Raw genomic sequence first — 24,488 nt, forward strand, 5'->3', positions numbered from 1 at the left:
CGCCAGACATGACGATACGAGCTGTGGCCGGAGTGCGGGGAGCGGCGCGCGCCCGCTTCGGCTCAGCCGTTGATTCAGCCGTTGATGTCGAGTGCTGTTCCGTACAGGCGTTCCACCTTCAACCGGATGACCACGCGGCGTTCGGCGACCGACTGCTTCAGGAAGGCGTCTTCGTCGTCCGGCTTCGCGGCCAGCGGGATCATTCCGAGCAGTTCCCGGCCGACCGCATCGCCGGGAACCGTCGTGGGCTCGGAGACTTCGGCCTCGCCCTCGGCGACGGCGAACGACCACACGTCGCCGCCCTGCACATGCAGTGAGGCGCGCGGATCGCGCCGCAGGTGCCCGACCTTGACGCGGTCGGCCGTCGTGGAGAACCGCACGGTGCGGGATGCGGGGCCCCAGCTGTAGAGCATGGTGGTCAGGTGCGGGTGGCCGCTGCGCTTGACGGTGGCGAGCGTGCCGAACTGCTGCGTGCCGAGGAGGTGGGAGAGGGCGTCGTCGGACAGTGGGCGAGGTGCTGGTCCTTGGGTCATGACGTGATCAACACACCTGGCCGCCCCAGCATTTCGTGCATGCTGCATGCCCCCTGCTCACCTTCGCCACGGCGCGGGGGCGGCCCGCCGGCCGTGCGCCGCCGGTGGATGCGGCAGGGCAGGGGGAGGGCAGGGCCGAAGAGCCTGGCATGATCGCGCGGAGGGTGGGCAGACGGTACGTGGCCCCGGCTGGTTGCTCCCGTTCCGGCCGGGGACCGTTCATCGCCGCTGCCGCGGTCAGCGGGCGGCGGACTGCGCCGGCAGGGCCGCCAGGGCGTTCTCCCGACCTCGCCGAGCAGCTCGGTAGCGAAGGTGTTCGTTACGAACAGGTGCGTTCACTGGATGAACGCCTTCGCCGAGTGGTACGTCATCGAGGCGTACGTCATGCGGGGAGAGGGAGGGGGAGTGCGGCCTGCGGGCCGGTCTACGCCGGGACGGGCAGGGTCGTGGCCCACTTGCGCAGCTCCGCGCGGTCCTTGAAGGCGCCCAGGCTCGTGTCCATGGGCTTGTCGGTGTACTGGTGGAAGAGGAACGACTCCTTGATGGCCGGATGTCCGGGACGGCCGTTGTACTGGGCGATCCACAGCCCGTCGCCGGCGAAGGAGCTGGTGTCGCGGTGCAGCCGGAAGTCCCGGTTGCAGTACAGGATCGCCTTGTGCCCGGGCAGGCGCTGCTTGACCTGCTTGAGCCAGGCGTCCTTCCAGGCGCAGGAGACCCGGGCGTCCTCCCAGTCGAGGATCAGGATGTCCCCGTCCGCCAGATCGATCTTCGAGAGGAAGAAGTCGACCTGTCGGCTCACGGGCCCCGGACGCGCGAAATGGTAGAAGCCGGTGACCAGTCCGGCGTTCTGCGCGGTCCTGCGCTGGGCCCGCCATTTGGGATTCGTGTACGTGTGGCCTTCGGTGACCTTGATGAACGCGAAGTCGCTGCCGGAGGTGGGGAATTTCTCCGGCTGGGATGACGAGACGTCGATTCCTAGGATGGGCATGGCCGGTTCCTTGGCGATCACCGCCCCGGGCACTCACCGGGCCCGCCTCCGAGGGGCGGAGTGCTTTCGGTGGCGCTTCCGGTGGCGGGGTGCATGCAGGGGTTGGGACCAGTGTCCCGCCGTGCGGTGGCCGGGGCATCCGGTACGCCGTCGTCGGCCGGCCCGGCCGCTCGATCTCCCTTGAAACGACAACAGTTGCCGCTTCATTTTCCGGGCGGCCGGGCCGTTCCGCGGCTGTGACGGGTCGCCGGGGGCTGCCACTCGACAGCGGGCGGAAGGGCGACGCACGATGGTGGCAAGGACGCGGCGGCACCGGACGATGCGCTCGGGTACGGCGTGGTGAGGCGCGCTCCCGGGTGCACGATCCGCGCCGGAGCGTCCGTGTCGGCGCGCGTGCCTGGCGGCGCATGTGCCTGGCGGGCGCGCGTGCCTGGCCGGCCATCAGGAGATGCGGAGGCGATGAGCCGCAGTATCCGGACGGAACGCGGTGCCGTGGGCGGCACCGGTGCGGGGCCGCTACCCGCGCCCGGGGACACGCTGTACCCCGCACCGCACGGGGCCTGGTACGCGCCACCCCGGTACGCGGTGCCTGCCGACGGCCGGCCGGCCCCGCGCCGACTGCCGGGCGGCCGCGCCCGGATCGAAGTGCTGGGCGGTTTCCGGCTGGTCGACGGCCGCGCCACCGCCCGCCTCCCCGCCGGATCCGAGCGGCTGCTCGCCTTCGTCGCACTGCACGCCGGTGCGGTGCCGCGCAGCGTGGTGGCGGAGAACCTCTGGCCGGACGCCGCCGAGTGCCGGGCGTACGCATCGCTGCGTTCGGCGCTGAACCGCCTGCGCTCTGCGGGCTGCCGGGTCCTCGACACCGGCCCGGCCGAACTGGCGCTCGCCGCCGGTGTGGGCGTCGACTTCCAGGAACTCCGGCCCGTCGCACAGGCGCTGGTGGAGGCTGTGCGGGCGCCCCGTACGGCCGCGGCCATGAGTCCGGGTGCCTGGGAGATCGAGGGCCTGTCCCGGGATCTGCTGCCGGGCTGGTGCGACGAGTGGGCGCTGCGGGAGGCCGAGGAGTGGCGGCAGTTGCGGATGCACGCCCTGGAGGCGCTGGCGGCCCGGTTCATCAGCGCCCGGCGCTTCGCCCACGCCGTGTGGGCCGCGGGCGCCGCGGTGCGCGCCGAACCCCTGCGCGAGACCGCCCGGGCGGCCCTGATCAGGGCCCATCTCGCCGAGGGTAACCAGTCCGAGGCGCTCCGCGAGTACCAGCGCTACCGGGCCCTGCTCCAGGCCGAACTGGGCCTGCGCCCGACGGCCCGGTTGCGCGGGCTCGTCGCCGGACTGCGGGCGGCCGGCGACCGGTGCGCGGGCGGGCCCGCCGACTGGCGCGAGCCGCTGCCGGGACCATGACGCACCCGTCACGGCCTGGTGACGGCCGACCGGCCACGCTGGGCACGAGCCGGCCGCACACCGGCGGCCGTCCCCCGGAGCGGCGGCGGGAAGGAGCGCCGGCGAGGGCTGGGCGTCGCCGGCGTACGGCTGTCGGCCGCCCGCGTACGCGCACCGACCCCGGGAGCGCACAGCGCGCAGCAGACCGGGCCGGAGGCCGCGAAAACCCCAACAGGACCAGGAAAGCGCTGGTCAACGCCGTGAGGAGGCTGATATGGCGGACACGTCCGAACACGAGAACATCCTCCATGTGCGGGTGACCGCCGAGGACGCCGAGACGCTGCGCACCCTGCTGAGGGAACAGCCGATGGACGTCGGCGGACGTCCCCGCCCGGCCCCGGGCCCCGGGAACGCCATGACCGTCGAGGCGTTCGTACCGCGCGGCCGGGCCGAGCGGCTGGTCCGCGACGGCGTCTCCGTGGACGTGCTGCGGGACGCGACCGTCACCGGCCAGGCGCGGCAGGCAGAGGTCGGACGCGGCAACCGCTTCGCCGATCCACGCCACATGCCGCGCGGCATGGGCGAGTTGATCAAGAATGACGGGCCGGGAGGCTGAGATGACGTACTTCAACACCGACGAGGTCGACTCCGCGCTGGTGAACCTCTCCAGGAACGACCGGAACTGCGAGTTGATCGAGCTGCCCGAGCGGTCGGTCGAAGGCGTCACCTGCCACGCACTCCGCCTGGGCAGCCGGCCCACCGGCACCCGCGACTGCGTCCTGCTCATCGGCGGGGTGCACGCCCGCGAGTGGGGAAGCTGCGAGATCCTGATCTGCTTCGCCGCCGATCTGCTCCTGGCGTACCGGACGGGCTCCGGACTCGCCTACGGCGGCCGGCGGTTCACCGCGGACCAGGTGCGGGGCCTCCTGGACAACCTGGAGATCATCGTCTTCCCGCTGGTCAACCCGGACGGACGGCGCTACAGCCAGAACACCGAGGCGATGTGGCGGAAGAACCGCAACCCCGCGTACGGCAACGGCAAGGGTGACTGCGTCGGCGTCGATCTCAACCGCAACTACGACTTCCTCTTCGACGCGGCGACGGCCTTCTCGCCCACCTCGGGCGTACGGGTCTCGACCGACCCGTGCGACCCCCAGCTGTACCAGGGGCCGCAGCCGTTCTCCGAGCCCGAGACGCGCAACGTCCGGTGGCTGCTCGACGCGTACCCGCGGACCCGCTGGTTCGTCGACGTGCACAGCTACTCCGAGGACATGCTGTACGTCTGGGGCGACGACGAGGACCAGTCCACCGACCCGTCGATGAACTTCGGCAACCACGCCTTCGACGGTCTGCGCGGCGACGCCGGCGACGCCCGGTACCGGGAGTACATCCCCGCGTCCGACCTCGCCCAGGCAACCGGTCTGGCCCGCGACTTCGCGGCCGCGGTGCACGGCGTGCGCGGTACGGACTACACCGCCAAATCCGCCTTCGACCTGTACCCGACCTGCGGGAGCAGCGACGACTACGCGTTCGCCAGGCACCTCACCGATCCGGCCAGGGGAAAGGTGCTGGCCTACACCATCGAGTGGGGCACGGAATTCCAGCCGCAGTGGGACGAGATGGAGAACATCATCAAGGACATCAGCGCGGGACTGCTCCAGTTCTGTGTGAGCGCCCGCTCCATGGTGGGCACCAGGACCGCCGCGACCACCGCGGCCTGACGCCGGCGGCCCGGAGCCGGACGCGGCGCCGTGCGGGTGGCACGGCGCCGCGGACTGCCGGGGCTGCGGGGCCGACGGCGCTACGCGGGTTGCGGCTGCTGGCGGCGGAACGCCTGCTGGGCCAGCGGGTCCTCGGCAGGCAGGACCCCGGGCTCCGCCTCGGCGGCCGGCGCCTCGGTGCCGGGCGCCGCCTCGGGGCCCTTGCCACCGGTCGGCGTGGTGAGGTGCCTGGCGTACCGCGAGTCGGGGTGCGCGGCGAGCACCCGTACCCGGCCGTCACCGGATCCGGGCGGGCCGACCGGGACGACCGCGACCGACAGGCCCTGGTCGTCCGTCACGAACAACTGGAAGTCGTCCGCGCGGAAGTGGTCGATGTCCACGATCGGCTTGGGGTAGTGGTGGTAGCCGGCCGCGGTGGGGAGCACACCGGAGTGGGTGCCGGCGGGCAGCGGCACCGAGGCGTTGAAGATGGAATCCGTCCAGTCGGCGACCTGCTGCGCCGTCTCTATCGTGGTGTTCAGGATCTGCTCGCCCTGCGGGTAGCCGAGCGCCGCGTAGCCGGGCAGGGTGTCCGGGAACGCCGCGATGATGCGGGCCGCGCACTGCCTGATCCGGTCCACCTTCGCCGGATCCGCGCAGAACTGCGCCGACCACTCGATGCCCAGTCCGCTGAACACGCACATCCAGCCGTTCTTGTCCTTGAGCCACCACCCGCCGCCGTGGTGGTCCTGATACGGCCCGGGGGCGTACGTCCAGTCATCGGTGGTGTCCACGAGCTTCTGCATCAGAGCCCGGCTCTGCGTGTACAGCGGACTGTCGACCCGCGGGGGGTGGTCCGCCACCTCGATCGTCCACGGGTGGTTCTCGTGTTCGGTGTGGGTGGCCCCCATGGGCTGATTTCCTGCCGCGGCATTCATGGTGATCTCCATCTGCGGTCCGGAGGAAGAGAATTGCCCCGGCCCGGCCCAGCCCGGCGCCGCCCGCGACTCCCACGCAAAACCCACCGGAGGATGCGAACTCCGGGTCTGCGGCCGTGGTTGAGCCAGTCTCTCCAGCACGATGCTACCGCCGTTCACCGCGCCCGGCCCGGCCGCCCGCGCCCCTCCGGCCGGCGCCCGGACGGTCACCGCAGGTAGCCGCGCGTTCCCGGGCGGGGCGCGGAAATCGGCGTGAGCGCCCGGCCCGCACCGGGCTACCGTGGGTGCCGCCTCCGTGCCTGGCCGTGGGCACCGGACGCCCGAGGAACGAAGGAGAAGGCATGGAACTGGCGGCGCTGTCCCCCGCCGAACTCGCCGACCGGCGCACCGCGCTCCGCGATGCCCACGACCGCCTCAAGGCCCGCGGGCTGCGCCTGGACCTGACCCGTGGCAAGCCGTCCGCCGCCCAACTGGAGCTTGCCCGGCCCCTGTTGGATCTACCGGTAGCGGACGACCACACCGCCCGGGACGGCACCGACTGCCGCAACTACGGCGGTCTGCACGGCCTGCCCGAACTGCGCGCGGCGTTCGCCGAACTCCTCCAGGTGCCCGTGGAGCACCTGGTCGCCTTCGGTAACTCCAGTCTTGAGCTGATGTACGAGTGCGTGGTGGACGCCGTCCTGTTCGGCGTCCCCGGCTCCCCGGCCCCCTGGCCGCGCGCGGGCCGTACCGCGATGCTGTGCCCGGTGCCCGGCTACGACCGGCACTTCGCGCTCTGCGAGGAACTGGGCATCGACATGATCCCCGTACCGATGACCCGCACCGGCCCGGACCTGGACCAGGTGGAACGCCTGGTCGCCGACGAACGCGTCAAGGGCATCTGGTGCGTACCGAAGTACAGCAACCCCACCGGCGTCACCTTCTCCGACGGGACGGTGCGCCGCCTGGCGGCCATGGAGACCGCCGCCCCTGACTTCCGGATCTTCTGGGACAACGCCTACGCCGTGCACGGCCTGGCGGAGACCGACGACGCGCTGGCCGACGTCCTGGGACTGTGCGCGGAGCACGGCCACCCCGACCGGGCGTTCGTGTTCGGATCGACCTCGAAGATCACCACGGCCGGCAGCGGCGTGGCGTTCTTCGGCTCCTCGCCCGCCAACGTCGCCTGGCTCCTCGCCCACCTCGCCAAGCGCACGATCGGCCCGGACAAGCTCAACCAGCTGCGGCACGCCCGCTTCCTGCCCGACGCCGCGGCCGTGCGGGCCCATATGGCGCGCCACGCCGAGGTGCTGCGCCCCAAGTTCGCGCTGCTGCACACCGTGCTGGAGCAGCGGCTCGGCGGCACCGGCATCGCCTCCTGGACCCGGCCGCGCGGCGGCTACTTCGTCAGCCTGGACGTCCCGGACGGCTGCGCGACCCGCGTGGTCCGCCTGGCCGCGGACGCGGGCATCGCCCTGACCCCCGCCGGCGCCCCCTTCCCCCACGGCAAGGACCCCCGGGACCGCACCCTCCGCCTGGCCCCCAGCTACCCCACGCCGGACGAACTCCACGAGGCGGCGGCGGGCCTGGCGCTGTGCATCGAGCTCGCCGCGGTGGAACGGCTCCTGGCGGACCGACCGACCGGCCGGGCCGGCGCCGGACGCGATGGCCGCAACAGGCACGCGCGGGAGCGCGGAATGACGCACGGACACGACAGCGCGGAAGACATCGGCTCCGGCCGGGGAAGGTGACCATGTTCGCGATACCCCTGGGTGACGACGGTGCGGAGCTGCGGCCGCTTGAACCCTGGCAGGCCGAGGAGTTCCTCGCCCACATCGACCGCGGCCGGGAGTTCATCGGCCGCTACAACGGCCTGCCCGACGTCGTCACCGACCTGGAATCCAGCCGCGCCTACCTGCGGTCGTACGCCGACAAGGCGGCCACCGACACCGGGCGGATCTTCGGGATCCGCAGGCACGGTGTGCTGGTCGGCGCGGTCCTGCTGCGCACCATGGACGTCGCACAGGGCGTCGCCGAGGCGGGCTGCTGGCTGGAGCCGTCGGCCGCGGGCCGGGGCCTGGTCACCCGGGCCGTACGCGCGGTCCTCGACTGGGCCGTCGGGGAGCGCGGCATCCACCGCGTCGAATGGTGGGTCTCGGCGGAGAACGCACCCAGCATCGCGGTGGCCCGCCGGCTCGGCATGACCAGGGAAGGCGTACTGCGCGAGAGCTACCTGTACCGCGGCGAGCGACACGACATGGAGATCTGGTCGGTGCTCGCACCGGAGTGGAAGGCCCACAGGCAGCCCGGCTGAGCCCCGGGGCGAGAGGGCCGGGGGCGGGACCCGTCGCTCCCGGCCCGCCCCGAACCCCCGGCCCGGACCGCGCACCGTGTCCGACCAGGCACGCTACGGAATAACCGCCGCTCCCGTGCCCACAGGTGGCGGCCGGCGGTGGCCCGGTCGTAGCCTGCTCCGCAGAGAGGCAGCGACGCCCCCGCGGGGCGATGTCCGGCCCGTGACGATGACCGTACCCCGCGTCGCCACCGATGTCCGAAGTATCCAAACCCCACGAAGCGGCAGAGGAGCGGATATGGGATCTCACAGGGCAGCGGCAGCATTCACCCTCTGTGCCGGGGCGGCACTGGCGGCGGTCAGCGTGCCGGCGCCCGCGGCCGCCGCTCCGGCGCGGTCCGGACGCGACCGGCCGGCGGTCATCGACTGCACCGGTATCGCCCGGGTCAGACCCGGCAACTTCATTCTCGCCTGCGGGGACGGCAACAACGTCCTGACGTCCCTGCGCTGGTCGCAGTGGCGGTCCGGGGCCGCGCTGGGCCGGGGCACGGACCTGGTCAACGACTGCCGCCCGTACTGCGCCGCCGGGCGCTTCCACGGCTATCCCGTCCGCGTCCGCTTCGACAGCCCGCAGCGCCGCGCCGGCCACACCGGGCAGTGGCGCTACACCCGGGTCATCCTGACCTACCCGGCGAACCGGCCGGCCGGCACCCCGCGGGTGGTCACCCTGCCGCTCTGGGCCGGACCCGCCGGCCGCTGACGCCACGCGGTGCGGCCCGCCGCTCGGCCCCCTTGCGCAACCGCGGCGGCTCGCCGCCCTCCCCGGGTGGCGAGCCGCCGCCGCGCTGCGCCCGCCCCGTACCCGCCCAGGTGCTCGCCGTAACGGCAACTCCCCTGGCCGGGACAGCTGTTCCGGCTCCAAGCCGCCCCACTCCTGGGCAACGCACCGTCCCGCACCGCCCTCAGGCCCCGACACCGCCCAGGCCCGCCCGCGCACACCCAGCCACGCGCAGCGACGCGTACGCCGACCGGGCCCGGTACCGGCCGGAACCCGGCCCGGGGCCGCGGTCCGGCATCGGATAGCCTGACCGCCGTCGTCCGGCCCGGCCGCCGCCGTCCTGGCGCCGCCGTGGCCGCGGCACCGGCCGGCGCGGCCGATTCCGTTGCCGGGCACCGGAGTTCGGGCCGCTACGACCGCCCGCCGGACACCCCGATCCGCAGAGGGAGACATGCACAAGAGGCACCGACTGGTACACGCGGGACTTGTCACGCTGCTCATTGCCGGGCTGAGTGCCTGCGGCGGCGGGACGAACGGTGCCGCGGGACACCAGACCGGTACCGGCGGCGGTGCCGGCGGGAGCGGCTCGGACGCCCCGCCCCAGCAGGCCCGGGTGTCCGGCCTGCGCGCCGGCGTCCGCCACCTCACCAAGCGGACCGTCCGGGCCACCCGCCCGCACCTGGTCACCACCTGCACGCCGGCCACCCGGCAGGTCAAGCACACCAAGCGCAGCGGCCGCACCAAGAAGACCTGGTACACCACCGAGCACTACCAGGACTGCCACAGGACGCCTCAGGGCACCGAGACGTACCGCCGGGTGATCCGCCCGGAACGCTGGTGCGTGGCGCTGGACGACGTCAACGGCAACCAGCAGCGCGACAACGTCTGGTACCGCGTCACCTACCCGACCTATAACCAGGCACTCGGCACCGACCACCACGCCCCCCTGCACTTCACCCCCACCGGAACGGGCTGCTGACCGGCCCCTCACCGCCCCACGGCCCGCGGACCGGAACGCGGCGAACGGGGACGCGGCGTCCGCGGGCCGCGTCCCCCTTCCCGCTCACAACGTCCCGCGCGCGGTGTGCCGTCCGCTACTTCTGCTGCCCGGCCGGAAGCGCCCGGCCCAGCAACTCCAACAGCGCCTGCCAGTGCCGCGCGTCGGCCTCGGCGTGGTACATGGCGGTGTCGGCCTGCGTGTAGCCGTGGTGGGCACCCTCGTACCGTTCGCTGCGGTACCGCACGCCCGCCGCGTCCAGCGCCTGCTCCAGGAGCCCGATGTGCTCGGCGGTCATCGACTGGTCCTGATCGGCGTGGCCGAAGTACAGCTCCGCCGTGACCCGGTCGAGCAGCCGGTGCGGGCTGTCCTCGGCGTCGGTGACCAGTCGCCCCGCGTGGAACGAGGCGGCCGCCGCGACCCGGTCGGGGTAGGCCGCCGCGGTCCGGACGGCCAGCACACCGCCCATGCAGTAACCGGTGGTCCCCACCGGCCCGTCGGTGACCAGCGGCGACGCGGCCAGCCAGTCGAGGTACGCACCGGCGTCGCGCATCGCCAACTCGGGCGTGACGGCCTGCATGATCGGAGCGAGCTTGCCGAAGATCTCCGGCCGGTCGGCGGGGTTGATGTGCTCGGGCAGCTCCACCACCGGGGCCCGCCCGGCCCGGTGGAAGACGTTGGGCACCAGCACGGTGTAGCCGTGGCCGGCCAGTCGCCTGGCCATCTCCTCCAGCGCCGGGCGCAGCCCGAAGGCGTCCATGTAGAGGAGGACCCCGGGGTGCGGTGCGCCGTCGTCGGGGTGGGCGAGATAGGCGTCGGCGGTCCCGTCAGGAGTGGGGAGGTCGAGCGAAGTTCCATGCACGTTGGTCATCTCCGCACCTTTCATCAGGCAGGGCATCCGGGCGTCCCGCAGCGGGCGAGCCACCCTCGCCGGTGGCTGCCACCGGCGGATCACCACACCGTAACCCCTGCTGAGGCCGGTACCGTGCGGCGGCCGGACACACCGGCCGGCCACTCGGGCCAGGCACGGCGTGGGCGTGGGGGAGGGGCTGCTCGCGCCGCCCCGCACCGCGCGACGCACCACCGCCCCGCACCGTGAGCGGGTGCGGGGCGGTACGGGGCAGTGCGGTGCAGGGCGGGAGCGGATCAGACAGCCGCGTACGTGCCCCGCGCCGGCCGGGTGACCAAGTCCGTCTTCTTCACGGCCCGGTCGAGGGTGTTCCGCACGGACTCGATCTGCCCCGGCGTGGCCTCCCGCCCCAGTGCGGCGTTGATGTCCCGCGGACGCATCGGGGCACCGGAGCTCTTCAGGATGTCCAGGGCGGCGTCCAGCAGACCGGCGGCGTCCTTCTCGGCCGGCTGCCGGGCGGCCGCGGCGCGCTTCGGTGCCGCCTTCACCGCCTTCACCGCCTTCTTCGCCTTCGGCTTCGCGGCCGCGGCGGGCTTCCGGGCGGCCGCCTTCTTGGCCGGGCGACGCCTGGTGCGCGGCGAGGTCGCCGCCCGCGGCTGCGGAACGACGGTGCCCGCGCCCTCCTCCGCCTCGCCGGACCCACCCGCGGCCTGGCCGCCCGCAGCCGCTTCCCGCGCCGATGCGCCCGCAACCGCCGCTGCGCCAGCCTTACTTGACGCTCCGTCCGACGCGTCGGCGTTCACCGCCGCCGGGGACGTGTCCGATGCCGCGTCAGCTGCTGACCGGAGCGCCGCGGCGGTGGGTGCGGCCGCCGAGACCGGCTGCCCGGCGGTGAGGGGAGCGCCGGTCAGCACCCGCAGGTGCTCCAGCGCGGTACGGGCCGCGGTCACCCGCCGCACCACACCGTCGAGTTGCTCGCGCAGGTGCCGTTCCTGCTCTTCCAGCTCCGGCAGGACGCCTTCGAGATTCTGGATCGTCTGGTGGAGAACGGAGTCAGTCATGTGTTTCCTAACCTCACGGGGGAAGCGAGATTCCAGTCACCATACGCCCAACGACCGAAGGGCGGGAGAGGGGACGGCTTTGGCGCGATGATCTGAACGCCACCCCTCACCGCACCTCACGGGCCGCCCTCCGCCCGCCACCCCACGGCGTCCCACGGGGACCGAAAACCGCTGGTGGGAGGGGGTGGACGCGGGTCACCGGGTGACTTGCGGGGCCCGCCTCCCGTCCTGGGGAAGTCCCGGAAGGGAACGCGGAACCGCTCGTCGGGGCGCGGCCGCAGGCACCGCTCGGGCTGCTGTGCGACGCCTGGCCGGGCCGTACACAGGGGTTGCCTGGGACGGACGCACGCTGCCTGTGCACGGCAGTGCGCGCGCTGCGCCGTTGGGCACACCGCGGTCGCAGACATCCAGGCCGCGCGCGGGGTGAGCACGCGTCCGCGCACGGGCGTTCGCACGGCGTACGTGCCCATCGCCGCCCACCGGCAAACACCGGTGCCCGGTGCGGAGCGCTTCCCGGCCGCGCCGACCCGCCGGCCGCGCCCTCGCCAACCACCCGCCGCCGTCGCCTCAGCGGCCGATCAAGGCAGCCAACTCCCGTGCCGGTTCCGTGGGGTTGGCGGGGTGTACCAGTTCCGTGCGGTGGACCAGGCGGGGTTCGCCGACCGGTACGGCGGTGATGCCGGGCAGGGCGGACGCCAGCGGCAGCGGCAGCGCGGCCAGGCCGTGGCCGGCCGCGGCCAGTGCGGCCAGCCCGTGCAGATCGGTGCCGTGGTGCCGGAGCCGGGGCGGGAACCCGTCGGTGCGGCAGACGGCGCGCAACCGGTCGAGCGGCACCGCGGTGTCGGGTGCGTCGATCCACTGTGCCTGGGCCAGATCCGTCAGCCGCACCGACCGCCGTCGCGCCAGGGGATGGCCGTCGGGGAACACCACCGCCAAGGGCTCCTCGGCCGCCGCGAGGGTCACGGTGGGGCCGAGGTCGGGTATCGGGAGCGGATCGCTGGGAGCGGCGACGCCGTCCACGAACCCGAGGTCGGCCCGCCCGCCGACCACCTCCGTGAGGACCGCCGCCCGGCCCAGCGTCCGCACGTCCACGTCCAGCAGACGGGCCGAGGCCCGCAGGTCGGCGAGTGCCTGGGCCACGGTGGGGCCGAGGGCGGCGGGCGAACAGGCGAGCGTCAACCGGGTGGGCCGGGCCCCGTTCAGCCGGGCGATGTCCGCCCGCGCGGCGTCCAGGCGCAGCAGCAGAGCGGGCGCGTGCTCCATGAGCCGCGCGCCCGCCGGGGTCGGCCCCACCGGGCGGCGCTCGACCAGTCGTGCGCCCACATCCGCTTCGAGCGCGGCGATGTGCTGGGAGACCGCGGACTGGGTGTACCCGAGCGCCGCGGCGGCCCGGGAGAAGGAGCAGTGGTCGAGAACCGCGACGAACGTACGCAGCAGATGCGGATCCATGGCCCCACTCTCCCACCTCCATCAGAGTCTCTTATCCGCCATGCAGTAATCATCGTTGGACCTGATCCTGGTCCGCGGCTCAGGATGATCCCCATGAACACCCACACGCACCAGACCAGCGCCCCCCACACCGCGGCGCACCCCGCCGACCCCCACGCGGACCACACCACGGGCCCCGCCCGGCGCAGGCCCACCGCCCGTATCGCCCTGATCGGCGACCGGTCGGAAGCGGTCCGCTCGCACACCCGCATCCCCGGCCTCCTCGAAGCGCTGCGGATCCGCGACGGCCTGGACCTCGACGCCTACTGGATTGCCTCCGCGGACGCGGCGGACGACCAGGACCTGGCCGGTTTCGACGCCGTCTGGGTCCTCCCCGGCAGCCCCTACGAAAGCGAGTCCGGTGTCCTGGCGGCGATCCGGGCGGCCCGCGAGGGCGGCATCCCGTTCCTGGGCACCTGCGGTGGCTTCCAGCACGCCCTGCTGGAGTTCGCCCGCAATGTCTGCGGTCTGCCGCGCGCCGGCCACGCCGAGAACGACCCGGACCTCCCCGAGGAGGACGCCGTGGTCATCCCGCTGGCCTGCTCGCTGGTCGGCCACGAGGGGACCGTACGCGTCACGCCCGCTTCCCGGGCCGCCCAACTGCTCGGCACGGAGCGCACCCAGGCCCGCTACCACTGCAACTACGCGCCCAACCCCCGCCACCTCGACCGCCTGCGCGACCACGGCCTGGCCTTCACCGGCACCGACGAGTCCGGCGAGGTCCGGGTCGCCGAGCTGCCCGGCCACCCCTTCTTCCTGGCCACCCTCTTCCAGCCGGAACTGGACGGCGACGGCACCCGCGCGCACCCCTTCATCACCGGCCTGGCCACCGCCGCCGTCGACCACGCCCGGACCCGATGACCCACGCGACCGGACCGGGCGGGCCGGGCGCCGCCCTCCTCGGTGCCTGGCGGCGGGCCTGCCACGCCTGGATACGTGCCTGCACCGTCGCCGACGCCCATGCCCGCAGCCCGCTGGCCCCCGCCCAGGACACCGCCCTGACGGCCGCCCGCCTCGCACTCGCGGACGGGGGAGCGGGGGAGGCCCGGTCCACCCCGTGACGGAGCCCGGCCGCCGGGCTCCGTCCCGCTACCGCCGGGCTCCGTCCCGCCACCGCGGGGAGTGGTGCAAGCGGTAGGAGCCGGGCAGGTCGCGCACCTCGACCGAGGTCACCACCTCGGCCCCGCCGCCGCTCGGCAGGTGCTTGCCGAGCAGGGTGAGGACGTCCTCGGACAGCCGTGCCTTGAGCGCGTCCGGACGCCCCGGCAGCAGCCCCACGTCGACATGGACGAACGCCACCTGCCCCGCTTCCCGGTCGCCCACGTACGTCTCCGCGGCCGACCGGAAGAAGGTCTTGCACACGCCCGCCGAGCCGGTCTCCTCCAGCACCATCGGGTGCAGCTCCCGCACGAACGCCTGCCGGTCGAAGACACCGGACAGTTGTGCGGAGTAATCGACGGTGATATGCGGCATGGGGACCTCTCGGGTGTGTGTGCGTTATGCACCTATCTTGGTCCATGCGTCCGCGCGCACCGCACCGGGCCCCGGGTGCGGTGCGCGCTCCGTCCGCCGGCGGGCCACTCCGCGGCCGCCTCCAGGAGGATGCGGGCGAGCTCGCGCGGCCGGGAGAACATCGGCCAGTGCCCGGTGTCCATCGTGACCAGCCGCCAGCGCTCGCCGGCCAGCAGGGCGGCCACGTCCGGGTTGGGCTCCGCACCGTCGAGGACGCACTTGACGTACGTGGCCGGCAGCTCGCCGAGCGGACGGGACAGGACGGCGGGCTCGATCAGCGAGGCACCGGGGTGCGGCGTCGAACCGCTCACGATCCGCGCCACCTGCGCGTCGGTCAGCCCGTGCCCCGCGAAGAGCTCCGCGCCCAGCGGGGCCCAGCAGCCGTCGTGCGCCGCCATCGACGCCTCCACCAGGGCGCGGCCGTCCGGCCAGGCGGACACGAACGACGCACCGTCGTGCGGAACGTTGGCGTCGACGAACACCACCCGGGCCAGCCGGTCGCCGATCCGCTCGGCGGCCTGCCCGACGGGTATGCCGGAGTAGCTGTGCCCCACGAGGGCGACATCCCGCAGGTCGAGGCGCGCGACCTCGTCCACGATGTCCTGTACGTGGGTCTGCTGCCCGGCCGGGACTCCCCGCTTCTCGGCGAGGCCGGACAGCGTCAGCGGGTGCACGCCGTGCCCCGCGGCACGCAGCGGCGGCACCACCTCCTCCCACGCCCACGCTCCGAGCCACGCGCCTGCCACGAGTACGAATTCCGTCATGCGGTCAACGTAGCCGAGGGGTCTGACAATCGCGCCGGAATCCCGCTGACCACGGGAAGCCGGACGCCGGGATGCCGGAGACGACGGGACGCGGTCCGCCCCGAAGCGCTGCGGCGGTGCCAGGACCGTCAGGTGCGGGGCGCCGGCTGTGAGAGGTGAGGCGCCCCGGTGGTCCGGGAAGAGGTGGAAATAGGGGGTCAAGGGTGGTCAACAGGGGTAAAAGGGGTTGAGGAGGGGGGAGTTGAGTGAGTGGTCATCCGGTTGCGGCATCGGGGTGGTCCGGGCCCGCCGTTCGCCCGCGGGCGGCGCGCGGGCGGCAGCCGGGCACGGTCGCGGACCGGCAAATAAGCGACAGCCGAGCCGCCGCCGCGCGCGCCGCATGAGTAGGGTGCAGCTATGCAGACCAGTGGGGAGGAGCAGCGCGGCCATGTGCTGCTGATCGCGGGGGCGAGGGCCACGCGCCGGCGTACCGTCCAGGTGATACCCAGCGCCAATCTGGCCGCGCTGACCGCCGTCCCCGTGCCCGCGCTGCTCGGCAGTACGCTGCCGGCCGACCTCGTCCATCTCGACGGGGCGCGCGAGCAGAACACCCTGCTCATCAGGCTCCGGACGGCCGCCGCGGCGTCCGGCCCGCTGCTGGTCTACCTCTCCGGCCAGCTGACGGTGGACCGCAAGCATCACCGGCTCCATCTGGCCTCCGCCGCCACGACCGCCGCCACCGCGCGCTACACCGCGCTGCCCTGGGAATGGGTGTACAACGAGCTCCGCGGGCGGCGCGGGGCCACGACCGTGCTGGTCGACATGGCCGCCGACAAGGGCGCCTGGGCCGTCCTCCAGGAGGCCGGTGGCCTGCCGGAGGTGAACGCCGAGGTCTACGGCGTCATCACGCCACCCGGAACGCACGCCACCGCCGACGGCATCAGCGTCTACACCCACCACCTGGTCGATGTGCTGCGCACCCGGCCGGACCGCCCGTCGAACGACCGGCTGCACGGCCTTGCGGTGGCCGCCGCCGCGCTGCCGCCCGGCACGCTCGTGCTACCCGGCGGGGGAACGGGCCCGCGGTTCGACGCCGACCCGGGCCCCGCGGCCGAGGCGGCCTTCGTGCCGGGCCCCGCCCCCTCCTACCCCGCCGAGCACGCGGGGCACGGGTACCCGGGGTCCCCCGCGTACGCGACGGCGGGGGAGAGCCGGCCGAAGACGCCGATCAAGCGGCTGCTCTCCGGCGATCGACCGCTGCTTCCGGCACGGCGGCGCCGAGACGCCGCCGCGGGAGCCGCCGGAGTTGCCGACGCGGGTGCCGGGACCCGTTCCGGGGCGTGGCAGGGGACGGGTCCCGGGGCCGGGTTCGAGTTCGGCTCGGTGCCGGGCGGCGGGGAGTTCCCGGCCCTTCCGCCGGCTACGGCCTACGACGCGTACCCGCTCGTCGGCGAGCAGGCCCCGTGGTCGCAACCCCGCCCGCCCGCCGCGGCCCCCGACCACGGCCGTCCCGCCGACCCGACCCCGGCCCCGACTCCCGCGCCGGGCCCCTTCCCCGCCCAGGCACAGCCAGAGGCACAGCCCCAACCAGAAGCACAGCCGCGACCCGAGGAACAGCCGCAACTGCCGGCCCAGGCACAGCCCCAGGCCCAGCCGCACCTACCGGCTCCGGCCCAGGCACAGCTACCGGCCCAGTCCCCGTTCCCGCCCCAGGCCGAGCCTCAGTCCCGGCCCCACTTGGCGTCCCAGGCATCGGCGGCCCTGCCCCCCGCCGCCGTTCCCTTCCTGCCGCCGGCCTTCCCGCCCGCGGCGAGCGAGCCGCCCGTTGACGCCTCCGCGCCCGCTCCGGCTCCCGCACCCGCTTCTGCTCCCGCGTCCGCTCCCGACCCCGCCGCGGGCGGCACCGCGTCCCCCGTCGTTCCGGGGCCGCCGGGGCAGGCACCGGAGGCCCCGGCCACGGCTCCCGTTCCCCCGCAGCAGTCCGGGCCGCCGCAGTCCGCCGTGCCCGGGCCCAGCGACCCGGACCCCCGGCCGCTCATCTGGCAGGCCGCTCAGGCAGGCCGCCACGACCAGGCCGCGGACATGGCGGCGGCCTGGGAACAACAGGCGCTGCAACGCTACGGGTACGACTCCCCGCAAGCCACCCAATGGGCCGAGATCCGGGCGGACTTGGCGAGGATCGCCGGTCGCTGGCCGCTCGCCACGCAGCTGTGGGTGGCCGCCGCCCGTACGCGCCTGGCGCACCAGTCACCCGACGCCCCGGAAGTCCTCAACGCCGCCCGCGGAGCGCACTACTGCTGGAACCAGATCACCGACACCGACCAGGCGATCGAGAACGGCCCCGAGCTGATCAACCTCCTGCGCCGGCTGCCCGCCCTCGACCCGCGCCACGTCTACACGGCACAGACCCGCCTCCAGCATCTGCACCAACGCTCATGGGGCGGGGGCCGGTGAGCGGCGGACGGCCGGGGCCCCGGAGCCCGTCAGGCGCCCGCCGCACCACCTGACGGGGCAGGGCGTCGCAGGCCGGCTCAGGCCAGGACCCGGCCCCGGCCGAGCGCCTCGATGCGGTCCAGCCTGCGGCGGGCCTCGTCGAGGTCGCGGCCCCAGGCGGTCACCCCGTACCCGTCGATCAGGAGGGCCGGTGGCGTGTCCTCGGCCGGTGTACCGGCGTGCTTGTCGAAGTAGGCCGCCACGTCCTCGGCGATCCGGTGCGCCTCCGGCCAGTTGGCGAAGACGGGGACCGTGACCGGGCCGGTGCGCGGACCGGTTTCCGGTGCGGGGTACGAGCTCTCGGGCGCGTCCCCCTGGCCGAGGAAGACCTCGGCCAGGGCGCCGGCGCTCCCGGCGGACGCGGCGGCCCCCGTCTTCCCGGCCAGGGCGGCCAGTGCCGCCGCCGGGGGCGCCTGGGTGTGGATGACCGCCCCGCATGTCGGCAACCGCCGGTAGAGCACCAGGTGAAGGGCGGTCTCGGCGGGCGGCCAGGCCACCTCGCCGAGCAGGGGAAGGCCCTCGCCGGGCTCGATGAGCACGGTGTCGTGGCGGGTCGGCGCCGCCCCGTCCAGGTCGCCGGCCGTGATGGCGACCGCGTCGCCGCACCGGACCGACAGGCTTCCCGCCCCACCCGGCAGCCAGCCGCCCTGGTGGAGGGCGCGACCGGCCGCAGCGAGCCGCCCCCGCTGCAATTCGGCGTCCTCACCGATGATGATGGGCTTCACGAGTGGTTCCTCCGGGACGTGTCTGGTGCGGGGGCGGGGTGGAGCGGGGCTGAGGGGCGCCGGGAAGCGCGGAAGGGGTTCGGGTGCCGCACCCCGCTCACGACGACGCGCCGCTCCCCACCACCTCCCGTTCCCCGCGAAGCGCTCGTCATGTGCTCCTCGCGTCCTCCCCGGGCGCTCCTCGCAGGCGAGTATACTGACCGGTATAGCTACTGACGTCACCCTACCGACCGGTGTACCGTCACCGCATGACTGGCGACGGTGGGACGGCGGGGCGGGGCGGGAAGCGACGGGATGCGCAGCGCCTGACCCCCGCGGCGGTCAGAGTCCTCGAAACGGCCTCAGAACTCTTCTACGCACGGGGAATTCGGGCGATCGGCGTGGAGGCCATCGCCGAGGAGGCCGGGGTCACCAAGAAGACGCTCTACGACCGGTTCGGCTCCAAGGACGAGCTGATCGTGGCCTACCTGCGGGCGCGGGACGCCCTCTGGCGCGGCACCCTCGTCCGGTACGTCGAGGAGCAGGTCCGGACCCCGCAGGAGAAGCTGCTCGCCACGTTCGACGCCCTGCGTGACTGGCTGCGCGAGCGCAACCCGCGGGGGTGCGCCTTCGTCAACGCCCACGTCGAACTGCCCGCCGACCACCCCGGCCAGCGCGTCGCCCGCGACCAGAAGACCTGGCTGCTCGGCTACTTGCGGGACCTCGCGGCCGAAGCCGGGGCCGCCGAGCCCGAGCAACTGGCCGGTCAGCTGCTCATCCTGCACGAGGGCGCCAGTATCTCCCACTCCCTCCAGGCGATCCCCCGCGCGGCGGAGCGGGCGCGGGAGATGGCCGCGGTCCTGGTCGCGCAGTCCCTCGCTCCGGCCCGGGTGACCGCCGGCACCCGGTGAGCGCCGGTCCGCCCGGCACATTGCCTTCGCGCGGACGTCAACGTTTAGCGTCCTCGGTATGCGCATCGGTGAGCTTGCGGAACGGGCCGGGGTCAGCACCCGGACCCTGCGGTACTACGAGTCCCGGGGGCTGCTGCCGGCCCGCCGGGCGGTCAACGGATACCGCGTCTACGGCGACGAGGACCTGCGCCTGGTCGCGCAGATCCGCACCTTGCAGGACTTCGGGTTCGGCCTGGACGAGACCCGGCCGTTCGTGGAATGCCTGCGGGCGGGGCATCCGCACGGCGACTCCTGCCCGGCGTCGCTCGACGGCTACCGCCGCAAGATCGCCGAACTCGACGCGCTGATAGGCCAGTTGCAGTCCGTACGTGACCAGGTCACCGCGGAGCTGGTGCGGGCGGAGGCGGAACTGCCCGGCGGTCCGGCACCGCGGTGCGAGATGAGGGGATGACCATGCAGAACGGGACAGCGGCGCTGCGGGAGATCACGGACGCCACCTTCGACGAGGAGGTGCTCAGGTCCGGTCTGCCGGTGCTGGTGGAGTTCACCGCCGACTGGTGCCCGCCCTGCCGCCAGATGGCGCCGGTGCTGGCATCCGTCGCGGAAGAGGAGCGCGACCGGCTCAAGGTCGTCCAGATCGATGTGGACACCAGTCCGCGGACCACGCTTGCCTACGCCGTGCGGTCGGCGCCCACCTTCATGGTGTTCCGCGACGGGGAGCCGGTGCGGTCCATGGTGGGCGCCCGGTCCAAGCGGCGGCTGCTCCAGGAACTCGCCGAGGTGTAGCCGCAGGGCGAACGCCGGGGCCGTGAGCGCGCCCCGGCGTGCGGTTGTGCAGCCGGGCGCGGGCGCCGGAGCGCGCCCGCGCCGCGCCACACCGTGCTTCCACGGGCGTCGGCAAGTCCGGAAATATCCCTGAGCGGGCGGACCCGGGTGACTGATACTTACGGCGGTTCCGCGGAGCGGCCGACCGGCGTCACCGCGGGCGGTCCGGAACCAGGCACGTACCAGGAGGACCGCAAACCCCAGGAAAGACCAGGCAAAGGAGCACTGCCATGCCCCGTATGCGTTCGTTCGCCGTCGCCACGGCCGCCTTGGCCCTCGTCTGCGGCGTCGCCCCCGCCGCGACCGCCACCCCCGCCGCGCCGGCCCACCGGGCGGCCTACAACTGCGCCGCCGGACACTTCTGCATCTACAGCGGCTGGAACGGCGGCGGAGAACGCTGCCAGTGGGCGCAGCGCAGCAAGGCCAACACCGCCGACGACTGTTCCTTCATCCGCCGCGGCCACAACGTCCGCTCCCTGTGGAACGGCACCGGTCACCGGGTGCAGTACTACACCCAGACCAACTACCACAACCGCGTCGGGTCCACGCACGCCGGTGCGGGCGGCAACCTCCAGGGCAACTACCAGATCCGCTCCTTCCGGCCGCAGTGAGCGACGCCGGGGCGCCCCGGGCGGTGCGGCCGACCGCGAGGCGCGCCGTGCGGAGTGGGCACCCGGCAGCGGCGACTGGCGGTCCCGCCCGGTCACGAACGACCGGGCGGGACCGTTCGGTAGGGGAACCGGGGGCCGATGCCCGGTCAGGCCCGGCGGCGGATCGGAACGGTCCGGCGCGGGCAGCGCGCCCGCCGCAGCCATGGGAACCGCAGCCATGAGAAGTCGAGGGCGAGGAAAGCGGAGGGACTAAATTCAGAAAAGTGAAGGAGAAGGAAGCCCCACCATGGCCTCGCCGTCGCCCACCATAACAGTCAGGCAGGGATCAGGTCGCGCAGATTTCGGGGCGTGATGACCCGGGAATCCGGGTGCAGGCCGTCCGGGCGGGCCAGTCCGAGGTAGGTGACCGGACCCTCCGGAAGCGGCCCGCCCGCCCACAGCGTGACGGACTCCGCCCGGTCGGCCAGCAGATCGGCCACGTACCGGACCGTCAGGTACGCCCGGGGCACGATCCCGCGCAGGAGCGTGGCGACCGACATGCGGTTCCCCTCCACCTGGTTGGAGGTGGGCGCACCTTTCAGATACAGGTGCAGCCACTTCGCCCGCCACCGGCCGTCCGCACCCCGCTGGAAGACGAGCGGCAGCGCGACCCGGCCGGGCCCGCGCAGCTCCGACTTCATCCGCACGGTGCGCGGTTCGAAGGGCCGCCCGCGCTGTTCGGCGTCGCGCAGCATGAACCCGAAGAACGACTCCGCGACCTCCTCGAAGCCCTCGCCCGAGAAGATGTTGACCTGCGGAACGATGAAGGTGCCCGGCACCGCGTCCAGGCGCAGGTTGATGAACTCCGAGGCGCCGTCCGGGGCCTCGGTGATGTCGCCGGAGTGCTCGCCGCCGACGCCGGTGAGGGCGGTGTAGGAAAGCCAGGAGTGGGTCGAGTAGTCGGCGTTGAGCATCAGCGCGGACAGGTCGTAGTCCGTGGTGCGCCCGGTCTCCTTCCAGTAGACGAAGAACCGCAGCAGCGCGCCGTCGACGGGGGAGACCGAGCCGCGGGGCAGGACGCCCAGGCCGGAGGTGGTGGCCTTGCCGCTGAGGGGCAGCGCGACATCGAGGACGTCCGGATCGATCACCAGGCGGCCCGGGGCCGGCAGGCGGTTACGTATCTCGGCGTCCACGGCCGCGGCCAGCCGCTCGCGCTCCGCCGCGTACACCGGCGGGCGGGTGTCCGGGGCGGTCCAGGCACGCCCGCAGCGGTTGACGAACACCCGCCGCCCGCCGGCCTCCTCGGTGCGGTTGCCCAGGTGCTCCCGTACGGAGAGCAGCACCCGGCCGGAGACCCGGGGCGCGGCCTCTTCGGCGGCCGCCACGACGGCGTCCCGCTCGTCCCGGCCGGGGGCCGTCCGCAACAGCCGGTCCACGGACCGGAACAGCTTGCCCGGCGCGGCCGCCAGCAGCTCCACCGCACCGGCCGTGTCGTGCCTGGCCAGCAGCGACTCGACCCGGCCGTCGAGGGACCGGACGCGCTGCTCGCCCCGGGCGACGGCGAACACCTCGGCGGCGTGCGGCCAGCGCGGGTACTCGTGCGGGTGCAGCCGCTCACCCAGGCGCTTCCACGGCTCGCGGTACGCGGACACGTCGGCGAGCTTGACCGGGGACGCGGCGACCACCGCGTCCAGCCCCGCGAGCAGGGCCCGGCGGACCGGCCGGGACAGCGCGGTGAAGCGGGTCGGTGCCTGGAGCGTCACGTCACCGTCCGACAGCGCACAGGCCAGGCGGAGCACATCGGTGACGGTGTCCAACAGCGGCTCGGCGCCCACGGCCAGCCTGGCCTGGTTGATCACCGCGCGGTTCTCCCGCACGGGGATGTCCGCGGGTTGGGGGCCGGCCGCACAGTGCCCGGCGAGGAACCGCAGATCCGCCAGGTCGTCCTCGCCCAGCGGCGTACTGCTCCCGGCCAGCGCCAGATAGCCGGCGGCGACCTCGTCGGCCGGCGCGCCGCCCAGGTGCAGCACCGTGATCCGGTCGCCGGCCGCCGCGATCAGCTCGTCGTGCGCGGCGAGCATCTCGGCGTAACTGTGCCGGTAGGTGCCGTACGCCGGCAGGGCCAGCAAGTCGACGACGCCGGTGCCGAGTTGGGCGAGCGTACCGGCGCGCGTGGCGTCGTCCGCCAGCGCGTCCGCGATGCAGTCACGCCAGAAGTCGAGCGTCTCCGGCACGTTGGCGGGAAAGTCGATGAAGTAGGTGTTGTGCCGCACGTGGTCGCCCACCATCGTCCGGACGGTGTCCAGCGTGCGCGCCGCGACGCCGATCACCGCGGCCTCGGACAGCCCCGACAGGTGGGTGAGCAGTTCCCCGGAGAGTTTGAAGCCCACCGACATCAGCGCGGCGTCGAACTGCCGCGCCGCGACCGCGCCGTCCCCCGCCGGCCCCGCGGGGCGCGGCAGGCGGTGGGTGTGCCGGATGACCAGTGACTGGAGACGGTGTCCCATCCGCACATGATCCCATTCCGCCGTCCGGCGCCGCATGCGGGTTTCGCTCACCGGCTCCGCGCGGGTACGGGGAACGGCACGGCTGCGGGGCCCGCGCCCGCAGTCTGCCGGGCCCGAAATCCCTTGCCCCGCCCACCTGTTGTGGCCGATCGCGCTACCGATGGGTAGGGTCTGGTCGGGGCGCTCAGCCCGCCGGCCCCGCAGCAGACGACCAGACGGTGGTATCCATGGCAGATCATGACCTGAGCGGTTTCGAGCGCGGCACCTTCACCCACGCCGGCGTCACCCGCCGGACCCTGCGCCGCGGCACCGGCCCGGCGGTGATCGTGCTGGCGGAGATCCCGGGCATCACCCCCAAAGTGCTGGAGTTCGCGGAGCGGGTGGCCGCGATCGGTTGCACCGCCGTCCTCCCGGTGCTCTTCGGTACGCCGGGCCGCGACATCGACCCGGCGGCCGCCGGCCGGCTCGCCACCGGGCGCTATGTCGCCGCATCCATGCGGAAGGTGTGCGTGAGCCGCGAGTTCACGGTGCTGGCCACCGGCAAGTCCTCGCCGGTGGTGACGTGGCTGCGGGCCCTGGCCGCCCACGAACACGAGCGCTGCGGCGGGCCCGGTGTGGGGGCCGTCGGCATGTGCCTGACCGGCGGCTTCGCCCTGGCCATGGCCGTCGACGACCGCCTGCTCGCCCCCGTGCTCTCCCAGCCCTCCCTGCCCCTGCCGCTCACCCGCAGCCGCGCCGCCCGGATCGACATATCGCCCGAGGAACTCGCCGTCGTCCGGGGCCGTTGCCAGCGGGAGGGCCTTCAGGTGATGGGCCTGCGCTTCCGCAGCGACAAGCTGGTGCCGGAAGCCCGGTTCGACTTCCTGCGGCGCGAGTTGGGCGACGCGTTCCTCGCCGTCGAACTGGACGATGCGGCCGCCAACCCCGACGCCGCGACGCCCCCGCACTCCGTCCTGACCGAGCACCTCATCGACGAGCCCGGCCAGCCGACCCGCGCGGCCCTCGACGGCGTACTCGACCTCTTCCGCACACGCTTGCTCCCACCGGGGCCGGACCAGGACCGGGAGCCCGGCCAGGACCGGGAGACCGATCAGGAACGGGACGAAAGCGGGGACGAGGGCCAGGCGCAGGAGCAGGACACCACCACCGGCGCCTGAGCCGGTCCCGTCCGGGCCGGTCCGCTGCCGGCCCCGCCGACCCCGCCGACCCCGGGCGGGCCCG

25 protein-coding genes are annotated in these 24,488 nt (G+C 73.8%); 15 read left to right on the forward strand and 10 right to left on the reverse strand.

Features of this window, described 5'->3' with window-relative positions:
- Nucleotides 1-74: 74 nt before the first annotated feature.
- Nucleotides 75-533 carry a PPOX class F420-dependent oxidoreductase gene (locus MUU72_RS14410; RefSeq protein WP_248013625.1) on the reverse strand — a complete coding sequence of 153 codons (459 nt, stop codon included), beginning with the start codon at nucleotides 531-533 and terminating at the stop codon, nucleotides 75-77.
- Nucleotides 534-957: 424 nt separating this feature from the next.
- Nucleotides 958-1,521 (reverse strand): glycoside hydrolase family 25 protein, encoded by a 564-nt coding sequence (locus MUU72_RS14415; RefSeq protein ID WP_248013626.1) that lies wholly within the window; start codon nucleotides 1,519-1,521, stop codon nucleotides 958-960.
- A 459-nt stretch (nucleotides 1,522-1,980) separates the two neighbouring features.
- Between MUU72_RS14415 and MUU72_RS14420 the strand changes: the two genes are divergently transcribed.
- The 3 genes from MUU72_RS14420 (at nucleotide 1,981) to MUU72_RS14430 (ending at nucleotide 4,619) form a co-directional block, all read left to right on the forward strand.
- Nucleotides 1,981-2,919 (forward strand): AfsR/SARP family transcriptional regulator, encoded by a 939-nt coding sequence (locus MUU72_RS14420; protein WP_248013627.1) that lies wholly within the window; start codon nucleotides 1,981-1,983, stop codon nucleotides 2,917-2,919.
- Between the two features lie 253 nt (nucleotides 2,920-3,172).
- Nucleotides 3,173-3,514 (forward strand): hypothetical protein, encoded by a 342-nt coding sequence (locus MUU72_RS14425; RefSeq protein WP_248013628.1) that lies wholly within the window; start codon nucleotides 3,173-3,175, stop codon nucleotides 3,512-3,514.
- A 1-nt stretch (nucleotide 3,515) separates the two neighbouring features.
- A complete protein-coding gene (locus tag MUU72_RS14430; protein WP_248013629.1) occupies nucleotides 3,516-4,619 on the forward strand; it encodes a M14 family metallopeptidase in 1,104 nt (367 codons plus the stop codon).
- Nucleotides 4,620-4,699: 80 nt separating this feature from the next.
- Here the strand turns inward: MUU72_RS14430 and MUU72_RS14435 are convergent, their stop codons facing one another.
- The gene (locus MUU72_RS14435) at nucleotides 4,700-5,548 is read right to left on the reverse strand and encodes a DUF6424 family protein (protein WP_308403817.1); all 849 of its coding nucleotides are present in this window, start codon (nucleotides 5,546-5,548) and stop codon (nucleotides 4,700-4,702) included.
- Between the two features lie 329 nt (nucleotides 5,549-5,877).
- Between MUU72_RS14435 and MUU72_RS14440 the strand changes: the two genes are divergently transcribed.
- The 4 genes from MUU72_RS14440 to MUU72_RS14455 all read left to right on the forward strand — a co-directional run bounded on the left by MUU72_RS14440 (nucleotide 5,878) and on the right by MUU72_RS14455 (nucleotide 9,565).
- On the forward strand, nucleotides 5,878-7,266 hold the full coding sequence (locus MUU72_RS14440) for an aspartate aminotransferase type Ic (protein ID WP_248013631.1): 1,389 nt from the start codon (nucleotides 5,878-5,880) through the stop codon (nucleotides 7,264-7,266).
- Nucleotides 7,267-7,268: 2 nt separating this feature from the next.
- Nucleotides 7,269-7,829, forward strand: coding sequence for a GNAT family N-acetyltransferase (locus MUU72_RS14445; RefSeq protein ID WP_248013632.1), 561 nt, complete (start codon nucleotides 7,269-7,271; stop codon nucleotides 7,827-7,829).
- Nucleotides 7,830-8,106: 277 nt separating this feature from the next.
- On the forward strand, nucleotides 8,107-8,568 hold the full coding sequence (locus MUU72_RS14450; RefSeq protein ID WP_248013633.1) for a hypothetical protein: 462 nt from the start codon (nucleotides 8,107-8,109) through the stop codon (nucleotides 8,566-8,568).
- Between the two features lie 469 nt (nucleotides 8,569-9,037).
- Nucleotides 9,038-9,565: a hypothetical protein gene (locus MUU72_RS14455; protein WP_248013634.1), complete on the forward strand. Its 528-nt coding sequence runs from the start codon at nucleotides 9,038-9,040 to the stop codon at nucleotides 9,563-9,565.
- 115 nt (nucleotides 9,566-9,680) lie between these two features.
- Here the strand turns inward: MUU72_RS14455 and MUU72_RS14460 are convergent, their stop codons facing one another.
- From MUU72_RS14460 to MUU72_RS14470, 3 genes are all read right to left on the reverse strand, one after another.
- Nucleotides 9,681-10,454 (reverse strand): dienelactone hydrolase family protein, encoded by a 774-nt coding sequence (locus MUU72_RS14460; protein ID WP_248013635.1) that lies wholly within the window; start codon nucleotides 10,452-10,454, stop codon nucleotides 9,681-9,683.
- A gap of 275 nt (nucleotides 10,455-10,729) precedes the next feature.
- Nucleotides 10,730-11,494, reverse strand: a complete 765-nt coding sequence (locus MUU72_RS14465; protein ID WP_248013636.1) for a Rok-like winged helix domain-containing protein — start codon at nucleotides 11,492-11,494, stop codon at nucleotides 10,730-10,732.
- A 567-nt stretch (nucleotides 11,495-12,061) separates the two neighbouring features.
- Nucleotides 12,062-12,943: a LysR family transcriptional regulator gene (locus tag MUU72_RS14470; RefSeq protein ID WP_248013637.1), complete on the reverse strand. Its 882-nt coding sequence runs from the start codon at nucleotides 12,941-12,943 to the stop codon at nucleotides 12,062-12,064.
- Nucleotides 12,944-13,036: 93 nt separating this feature from the next.
- Here MUU72_RS14470 and MUU72_RS14475 point away from each other — a divergent pair, with 93 nt between their 5' ends.
- Nucleotides 13,037-13,843, forward strand: coding sequence for a CTP synthase C-terminal region-related (seleno)protein (locus tag MUU72_RS14475; protein WP_248013638.1), 807 nt, complete (start codon nucleotides 13,037-13,039; stop codon nucleotides 13,841-13,843).
- Entirely contained in the window at nucleotides 13,840-14,043 is a 204-nt protein-coding gene (locus MUU72_RS14480) for a hypothetical protein (RefSeq protein ID WP_248013639.1), read from the forward strand. The genes MUU72_RS14475 and MUU72_RS14480 overlap by 4 nt, the downstream gene beginning before the upstream one ends.
- 28 nt (nucleotides 14,044-14,071) lie before the next feature.
- Here the strand turns inward: MUU72_RS14480 and MUU72_RS14485 are convergent, their stop codons facing one another.
- Nucleotides 14,072-14,455, reverse strand: coding sequence for a 5-carboxymethyl-2-hydroxymuconate Delta-isomerase (locus MUU72_RS14485; protein ID WP_248013640.1), 384 nt, complete (start codon nucleotides 14,453-14,455; stop codon nucleotides 14,072-14,074).
- Between the two features lie 32 nt (nucleotides 14,456-14,487).
- On the reverse strand, nucleotides 14,488-15,258 hold the full coding sequence (locus MUU72_RS14490; RefSeq protein WP_248013641.1) for an alpha/beta fold hydrolase: 771 nt from the start codon (nucleotides 15,256-15,258) through the stop codon (nucleotides 14,488-14,490).
- Nucleotides 15,259-15,654: 396 nt separating this feature from the next.
- Between MUU72_RS14490 and MUU72_RS14495 the strand changes: the two genes are divergently transcribed.
- Nucleotides 15,655-17,691, forward strand: a complete 2,037-nt coding sequence (locus MUU72_RS14495; protein ID WP_248013755.1) for a hypothetical protein — start codon at nucleotides 15,655-15,657, stop codon at nucleotides 17,689-17,691.
- A gap of 77 nt (nucleotides 17,692-17,768) precedes the next feature.
- Here the strand turns inward: MUU72_RS14495 and MUU72_RS14500 are convergent, their stop codons facing one another.
- Entirely contained in the window at nucleotides 17,769-18,455 is a 687-nt protein-coding gene (locus tag MUU72_RS14500) for a class II aldolase/adducin family protein (RefSeq protein WP_248013642.1), read from the reverse strand.
- A gap of 248 nt (nucleotides 18,456-18,703) precedes the next feature.
- Between MUU72_RS14500 and MUU72_RS14505 the strand changes: the two genes are divergently transcribed.
- From MUU72_RS14505 to MUU72_RS14520, 4 genes are all read left to right on the forward strand, one after another.
- Nucleotides 18,704-19,345 carry a TetR/AcrR family transcriptional regulator gene (locus tag MUU72_RS14505; RefSeq protein ID WP_248013643.1) on the forward strand — a complete coding sequence of 214 codons (642 nt, stop codon included), beginning with the start codon at nucleotides 18,704-18,706 and terminating at the stop codon, nucleotides 19,343-19,345.
- 58 nt (nucleotides 19,346-19,403) lie between these two features.
- Nucleotides 19,404-19,796 (forward strand): MerR family transcriptional regulator, encoded by a 393-nt coding sequence (locus tag MUU72_RS14510; RefSeq protein WP_248013644.1) that lies wholly within the window; start codon nucleotides 19,404-19,406, stop codon nucleotides 19,794-19,796.
- A 2-nt stretch (nucleotides 19,797-19,798) separates the two neighbouring features.
- Entirely contained in the window at nucleotides 19,799-20,131 is a 333-nt protein-coding gene (locus MUU72_RS14515) for a thioredoxin family protein (RefSeq protein ID WP_282504097.1), read from the forward strand.
- A gap of 269 nt (nucleotides 20,132-20,400) precedes the next feature.
- The gene (locus tag MUU72_RS14520; RefSeq protein WP_248013645.1) at nucleotides 20,401-20,781 is read left to right on the forward strand and encodes a peptidase inhibitor family I36 protein; all 381 of its coding nucleotides are present in this window, start codon (nucleotides 20,401-20,403) and stop codon (nucleotides 20,779-20,781) included.
- A 314-nt stretch (nucleotides 20,782-21,095) separates the two neighbouring features.
- Here MUU72_RS14520 and MUU72_RS14525 read toward each other — a convergent pair whose 3' ends face one another.
- Entirely contained in the window at nucleotides 21,096-23,267 is a 2,172-nt protein-coding gene (locus tag MUU72_RS14525; RefSeq protein ID WP_248013646.1) for a TerD family protein, read from the reverse strand.
- Nucleotides 23,268-23,494: 227 nt separating this feature from the next.
- Between MUU72_RS14525 and MUU72_RS14530 the strand changes: the two genes are divergently transcribed.
- A complete protein-coding gene (locus tag MUU72_RS14530) occupies nucleotides 23,495-24,424 on the forward strand; it encodes a dienelactone hydrolase family protein (protein WP_248013647.1) in 930 nt (309 codons plus the stop codon).
- The last annotated feature ends 64 nt before the right edge of the window (nucleotides 24,425-24,488 follow it).

Origin of the sequence: Streptomyces rhizoryzae (assembly GCF_023155275.1) — a bacterium.
GTDB lineage: Bacteria > Actinomycetota > Actinomycetes > Streptomycetales > Streptomycetaceae > Streptomyces > Streptomyces rhizoryzae.